The following is a 6,317-nucleotide window of genomic DNA, read 5'->3' on the forward strand; positions in this document are numbered from 1 at the left end:
CACGGACATCGCGCGGCGCCAAGAACGGACATTCACGGAACCCACCGTCCATGAGCCACGAACCCACCGACCGTGAGCCACCCCGACGCGACCGCCCGTGAGCCACCCCGACACGTCGGGGTGGCTCACGCAGGCCCCGTAGGCCCCGTAGGCCCCGTAGGCCCCGCAGGCCCCGAACGGTCAGTTCTCCTTTGCCTGTTCGCGAACCCGCTCGGCCACCTGCGCCGGCATCGGCTCGTGCCGGGTGTAGCGGCGACCGAAGCGGGCGGTGCCGTGGGAGAGGGAGCGCAGATCGACGGCGTACCGGTCGATCTCGATCTCCGGGACCTCGGCCCGTACGAGGGTGCGTCCGCCTCCCGTCTGCTCGGTGCCGACGACCCGTCCGCGCCGCCCGGACAGGTCGCTCATGACGGAGCCGACGTACTCGTCGCCGACCAGGACCGACACCTCGTCCACTGGTTCCAGGAGATGGATTCTCGCGTCGGCCGCCGCCTCGCGCAGCGCCAGGGCGCCCGCAGTCTGGAACGCGGCGTCCGAGGAGTCCACCGAGTGCGCCTTGCCGTCCTTGAGTGTGATCCGGACGTCGATCAGCGGGTAGCCGGCGGCGACACCCTTGGCGGCCTGGGAGCGTACGCCCTTCTCGACGGACGGGATGAACTGCCTCGGCACGGCCCCGCCGACGACCTTGTCCACGAACTCGATGCCTGAGCCGCCGGGCAGCGGCTCCACCTCGATCTCGCAGATCGCGTACTGCCCGTGCCCGCCGGACTGCTTCACATGCCGGCCGCGCCCGGCCGACCTGTCGGCGAACGTCTCCCGTAGGGAGACCTTGTGCGGTACGACGTCGACCTGGACGCCGTACCGGCTGCGCAGCCGTTCGAGCGCGACGTCCGCGTGCGCCTCGCCCAGGCACCAGAGCACCACCTGGTGGGTGTCCTGGTTCTGTTCCAGCCGCATGGTCGGGTCCTCGGCGACCAGCCGGGCGAGGCCCTGGGAGAGCTTGTCCTCGTCCGCCTTGCTGTGCGCCTGGATGGCGAGCGGCAGCAGCGGGTCGGGCATCTCCCACGGCTCCATGAGCAGCGGGTCGTCCTTGGCCGAAAGGGTGTCCCCGGTTTCGGCGCGGTTCAGCTTGGCCACGCACGCCAGGTCGCCAGCGATGCAGTGGCTGAGCACCCGCTGCTGCTTCCCGAACGGCGCGGACAGGGCGCCGATCCGCTCGTCGACGTCGTGGTCCTCGTGCCCGCGGTCGGCGAGCCCGTGCCCGGAGACGTGCACCGTCTCGTCGGGGCGCAGGGTGCCGGAGAACACCCGTACGAGCGAGATACGGCCCACGTAGGGGTCGCTGGCCGTCTTCACGACCTCGGCGACCAGTGGCCCGTCCGGGTCGCAGGCCGCTTTGATCTCGCGGGGCCTGCCGTCCGGTGTGGTCACCGTGGGCGCCTCGCGCTCCAGGGGGGTGGGGAAGCCACGGGTGATCAGTTCGAGCAGTTCGACCGTGCCGATGCCCTGCCGGGCGCCGTCGGCCGCGGGGGCGGCGGCCAGCACGGGGTGGAAGACTCCGCGCGCGACGGCCCGTTCCAGGTCGTCGATGAGGGTCTTGACGTCGATCTCCTCGCCGCCGAGGTAGCGGTCCATGAGGGTCTCGTCCTCGCTCTCGGCGATGATCCCCTCGATGAGCCGGTTGCGGGCCTCCTCGATCTCCGGCAGCTGGTCCTCGCCGGGCTCGGACTCCTTGCGCTCGCCGGTCGAGTAGTCGAACAGCTTCTGCGACAGCAGTCCGATCAGACCGGTCACGGGCGCGTGCCCGTCGGGTCCCTGCGGGCCGTGCAGCGGAAGGTAGAGCGGGAGTACGGCGTCGGGGTCGTCCCCGCCGAACGTCTCCGCGCAGACGCGGGTCATCTCCTCGAAGTCCGCCCGCGCGGCCTCCAGATGCGTGATGACGATGGCCCGGGGCATGCCGACCGCCGCGCACTCCTCCCACACCATGCGGGTCGAGCCGTCGACGCCGTCCGACGCCGAGACGACGAAAAGGGCCGCGTCCGCCGCTCGCAGACCGGCCCTGAGCTCCCCGACGAAGTCGGCGTATCCGGGAGTGTCCAGAAGATTGATCTTGTATCCGCCATATTCGACGGGTACGAGGGAGAGCTGCACCGAGCGTTGCTGCCGGTGTTCGATCTCGTCGTAGTCGGAGAGGGTGCCGCCGTCCTCCACACGGCCCGCCCTGTTCACCGCTCCCGCGGTCAGCGCGAGAGCCTCCACCAGAGTCGTCTTGCCCGAACCGGAGTGGCCGACCAGCACCACATTCCGTACGGACGCGGGGTGGTCGGCCGCCGTAGCCCTGCCGGCGGCCCCGGGGTGTGTGTTCGCCTTGTCGCCCATGATCCTGCCTCCCGTGCACGGTGAGGTCACTGTGGGCGCGGGCATGCGGATCCGCGTGCGGTGGCGGCTCCGATGACGCCCGCGGTGCTTCGAGCTTTCCACTCCCGTCATGGTGCGTCCATACGAGGGACGTGATCCCTCCTCCCGGGCCGGGTAGTGCCCGGTGACGCTCCGTGGTGATCCCCGTATGACATCGGCGGCATCCGGACATCACGTGGGTGGGCTGGTGCCCGACGGTCGCACACGCGCGCGCGTGGCTACGATGGGCCAGCCGGTGGTCAGCAGGGGCCGCGCGGCGACACCGACCCTCGGGAAGGCCATGCTGAACAAGTACGCGCGTGCATTCTTCACGCGTGTCCTCACACCGTTCGCCGCGTTTCTGATCCGCCGGGGCGTCAGTCCCGACACGGTCACACTCCTCGGCACCGCCGGAGTGATCGCGGGCGCGCTGGTCTTCTACCCCCGGGGCGAGTTCTTCTGGGGCACGATCGTCATCACGCTGTTCGTGTTCTCGGACCTCGTCGACGGCAACATGGCCCGGCAGATGGGCCGCTCCAGCCGCTGGGGTGCCTTCCTCGACTCCACGCTCGACCGCGTCGCCGACGGCGCGATCTTCGGCGGCTTCGCCCTCTGGTACGCGGGCAAGGGCGACGACATCGCCCTGTGCGCCGTCTCGATCTTCTGTCTGGCGAGCGGCCAGGTGGTTTCCTACACCAAGGCCCGCGGGGAGTCGATCGGTCTGCCGGTGGCGGTCAACGGTCTGGTGGAGCGAGCCGAACGCCTGGTGATCTCGCTGGTCGCGGCCGGCCTGTCGGGCCTGCACGCGTTCGGCGTGCCCGGCATCGACGTCCTGCTCCCCATCGCCCTGTGGATCGTCGCCGTCGGCAGCCTCGTCACGCTGATCCAGCGGGTCGTCACCGTGCGCCGCGAGTCCGCGGAGGCGGAGGCGGAGGCCGCCGCGGCGGCCTCCCAGGAGCCGACGGACGCCTCGCGGAACAGCGAGGCCACCTCGTGAGCGGTCTCCAGGAGCGCCTGACCGACGGGCTCTACGGCCTTGGCTGGAGCACCGTCAAGAAGCTCCCGGAGCCCGTCGCCGTACGCCTCGGCCACACCATCGCGGACACCACCTGGAAGCGGCGCGGCACCCTCGTACGCCGCCTGGAGGCCAACTACGCGCGCGTGGTGCCCGGCGCGAGCCCGGAGCGCCTGCGCGAGCTGTCCCGCGCGGGCATGCGCTCCTACCTGCGCTACTGGATGGAGTCCTTCCGCCTCCCCGCCTGGAGCGAGGAGCGGATCAGGACCGGCTTCGTCCCCGAGGACGTCCACCACCTCACCGACGGCCTGGCCTCCGGCCGGGGCGTCATCCTGGCGCTGCCGCACCTCGCCAACTGGGACCTCGCCGGCGCCTGGGTCACCACCGAGCTGGAGACCCCGTTCACGACGGTCGCCGAACGCCTCAAGCCCGAGACGCTCTACGACCGCTTCGTCGCCTACCGCGAGGGCCTCGGCATGGAGGTCCTGCCGCACGGCGGCGGCACCACGTTCGGCACGCTCGCCCGCCGGCTGCGCGACGGCGGCCTGGTCTGCCTGGTCGCCGACCGCGACCTGTCCGCCTCCGGCGTCGAGGTCGACTTCTTCGGCGAGAAGACCCGTATGCCGGCAGGCCCGGCCCTCCTCGCCCAGCAGACCGGCGCCCTGCTGCTGCCGGCGACGCTCTGGTACGACGAGTCGCCCGTCATGCAGGGACGCGTGCATCCCCCGATCGAGGTACCCGAGGCAGGTACCCGCGCGGAGAAGACGTCTGTCATGACACAGGCGCTGGCAGACGCCTTCGCCACCGGCATCGCCGAACACCTGGAGGACTGGCACATGCTCCAGCGCTTGTGGCTCGTGGACCTCGACCCCGCGAAGGATCCCGCGTCCGACAAGGACGCCGGGACGGGTTCCGCGACGGACTCTGCGGGGCGCGCGTGAAGATCGGGATCGTCTGCCCGTACTCCTGGGACGTGCCCGGGGGAGTCCAGTTCCACATCCGCGACCTGGCCGACCATCTCATCCGCCTCGGCCACGAGGTGTCCGTCCTCGCCCCCGCCGACGACGACACACCGCTGCCGCCGTACGTCGTCTCCGCGGGCCGCGCGGTCCCCGTGCCGTACAACGGCTCGGTGGCCCGTCTCAACTTCGGCTTCCTGTCGGCCGCGCGGGTACGGCGCTGGCTGCACGAGGGCACGTTCGACGTGATCCACATCCATGAGCCGGCCTCTCCGTCGCTCGGCCTGCTGGCGTGCTGGGCGGCGCAGGGCCCGATCGTCGCCACGTTCCACACCTCCAACCCGCGATCCCGGGCGATGATCGCCGCGTACCCGATCCTCCAGCCCGCGCTGGAGAAGATCAGCGCGCGCATCGCCGTGAGCGAGTACGCCCGCCGCACCCTCGTGGAACACCTGGGCGGTGACGCGGTCGTCATCCCGAACGGCGTCGACGTCGACTTCTTCGCCCGGGCCAAGCCCAATCCCGACTGGCAGGGCGACACTCTCGGTTTCATCGGCCGTATCGACGAGCCCCGCAAGGGCCTGCCGGTGCTGATGAAGGCACTGCCGAAGATCCTCGCCGAGCGCCCCCGGACCCGTCTCCTGGTCGCCGGCCGCGGCGACGAGGAGGAGGCCGTGGAGACGCTGCCCAAGGAACTGCGCTCCCGCGTACAGTTCCTCGGCATGGTCAGCGACGAGGACAAGGCACGCTTCCTGCGCAGCGTCGACGTCTACGTCGCCCCCAACACCGGTGGCGAGAGCTTCGGCATCATCCTCGTCGAGGCCATGTCGGCGGGCGTCCCGGTCCTCGCCTCCGACCTCGACGCGTTCGCCCAGGTCCTCGACCAGGGCGCCGCCGGGGAACTCTTCGCCAACGAGGACGCCGACGCGCTCGCCGCAGCCGCCGTACGCCTCCTCGGCGACCCCGCCCGCCGCACCGAACTCCGCGCACGCGGCAGCGCCCACGTCCGCCGCTTCGACTGGTCGACGGTCGGCGCGGACATCCTCGGCGTCTACGAAACGGTCACGGAGGGCGCCGCCTCGGTGGCCGCGGACGAGCGCATCGGGCTGCGGGCACGACTGGGCCTGGCCCGGGACTGACCGGCGTGAGGCCGGAGGGCGGGTGGGGCACCGGTAGCCTTGCGGCCCGTGACTTCGACACTCATCTGGATCGCGGTCGTCCTCTTCGCGATCGGCCTCTACCTGAGCTGGACCGCGGGACGCCTCGACCGACTGCACGCGCGGATCGACGCTGCCCGTGCCGCGCTCGACGCGCAGCTGCTGCGCCGCGCCTCGGTCGCTCAGGAACTGGCCACCTCCGGGGTCCTGGACCCCGCCGCCTCGATCGTGCTCTACGAGGCGGCGCACGCGGCCCGGCAGGCCGAGGAGGAGCAGCGTGAGGTCGCCGAGAGCGAGCTGAGCCAGGCGCTGCGGGCCGTGTTCGGGGAGGCGCAGCAGGTGGAGGTGGTGCGGGAGGCGCCGGGGGGTGAGGAGGCCGCGAACGAGCTGGCCCAGGCCGTACGCCGCGTGCCCATGGCACGCCGCTTCCACAACGACGCCGTACGGGCCGCCCGTGCCCTCCGCCGCCACCGCAAGGTCCGCTGGTTCCGCCTCGCCGGCCACGCCCCCTTCCCCATGGCCTTCGAGATGGACGACGAGCCCCCCACAGCCCTGGCGGACCGAGCGGGTTCGTAACACCGGGTGCTTCTTCGCCCCCGCCGCCCCTACCCGTCCCATCCCCAGGGGCGGCTGTTCGTTCGACCCCGCACGCCTGAGGCGGGTGCGGGTTGTGTGGGGTTGCTCGCGCAGTTCCCCGCGCCCCTTAAAAGCACGGGGCGTGCCGGGATCTTTTAGGGGCGCGGGGAACTGCGCGACCAGCCCCCCCCCCCCCCCCCCCCCCAACCCCCC

Annotated in this window: 5 protein-coding genes; 4 read left to right on the forward strand and 1 reads right to left on the reverse strand. The window is 71.6% G+C overall.

All coding sequences use genetic code 11. The features are described 5' to 3' along the window. Positions 1-180: 180 nt before the first annotated feature. A complete protein-coding gene (locus F3T56_RS22920; protein WP_149827249.1) occupies positions 181-2,379 on the reverse strand; it encodes an elongation factor G-like protein EF-G2 in 2,199 nt (732 codons plus the stop codon). Positions 2,380-2,641: 262 nt separating this feature from the next. Between F3T56_RS22920 and pgsA the strand changes: the two genes are divergently transcribed. Genes pgsA through F3T56_RS22940 form a run of 4 tightly spaced genes read left to right on the forward strand, consistent with a single transcriptional unit; the run spans position 2,642 to position 6,104 of the window. Then, on the forward strand, positions 2,642-3,394 hold the full coding sequence (pgsA, locus tag F3T56_RS22925; protein ID WP_149827291.1) for a phosphatidylinositol phosphate synthase: 753 nt from the start codon (positions 2,642-2,644) through the stop codon (positions 3,392-3,394). Next, entirely contained in the window at positions 3,391-4,353 is a 963-nt protein-coding gene (locus F3T56_RS22930; RefSeq protein WP_149827250.1) for a phosphatidylinositol mannoside acyltransferase, read from the forward strand. The genes pgsA and F3T56_RS22930 overlap by 4 nt, the downstream gene beginning before the upstream one ends. Further along, entirely contained in the window at positions 4,350-5,510 is a 1,161-nt protein-coding gene (locus F3T56_RS22935; RefSeq protein ID WP_149827251.1) for a glycosyltransferase family 4 protein, read from the forward strand. Before F3T56_RS22930 ends, F3T56_RS22935 begins: the two co-directional genes overlap by 4 nt. A 48-nt stretch (positions 5,511-5,558) precedes the next feature. Then, positions 5,559-6,104 carry a LemA family protein gene (locus F3T56_RS22940; RefSeq protein ID WP_149827252.1) on the forward strand — a complete coding sequence of 182 codons (546 nt, stop codon included), beginning with the start codon at positions 5,559-5,561 and terminating at the stop codon, positions 6,102-6,104. Positions 6,105-6,317 lie beyond the last annotated feature (213 nt).

It is taken from the genome of Streptomyces tailanensis, from assembly GCF_008386495.1.
GTDB lineage: Bacteria > Actinomycetota > Actinomycetes > Streptomycetales > Streptomycetaceae > Streptomyces > Streptomyces tailanensis.

Bases quoted from the DNA above. Each gene is read 5' to 3' on its own strand.
- F3T56_RS22920 (WP_149827249.1), bottom strand. From the start codon at position 2,379: ATGGGCGACAAGGCGAACACACACCCCGGGGCCGCCGGCAGGGCTACG.
- pgsA (WP_149827291.1), top strand. From the start codon at position 2,642: ATGGGCCAGCCGGTGGTCAGCAGGGGCCGCGCGGCGACACCGACCCTC.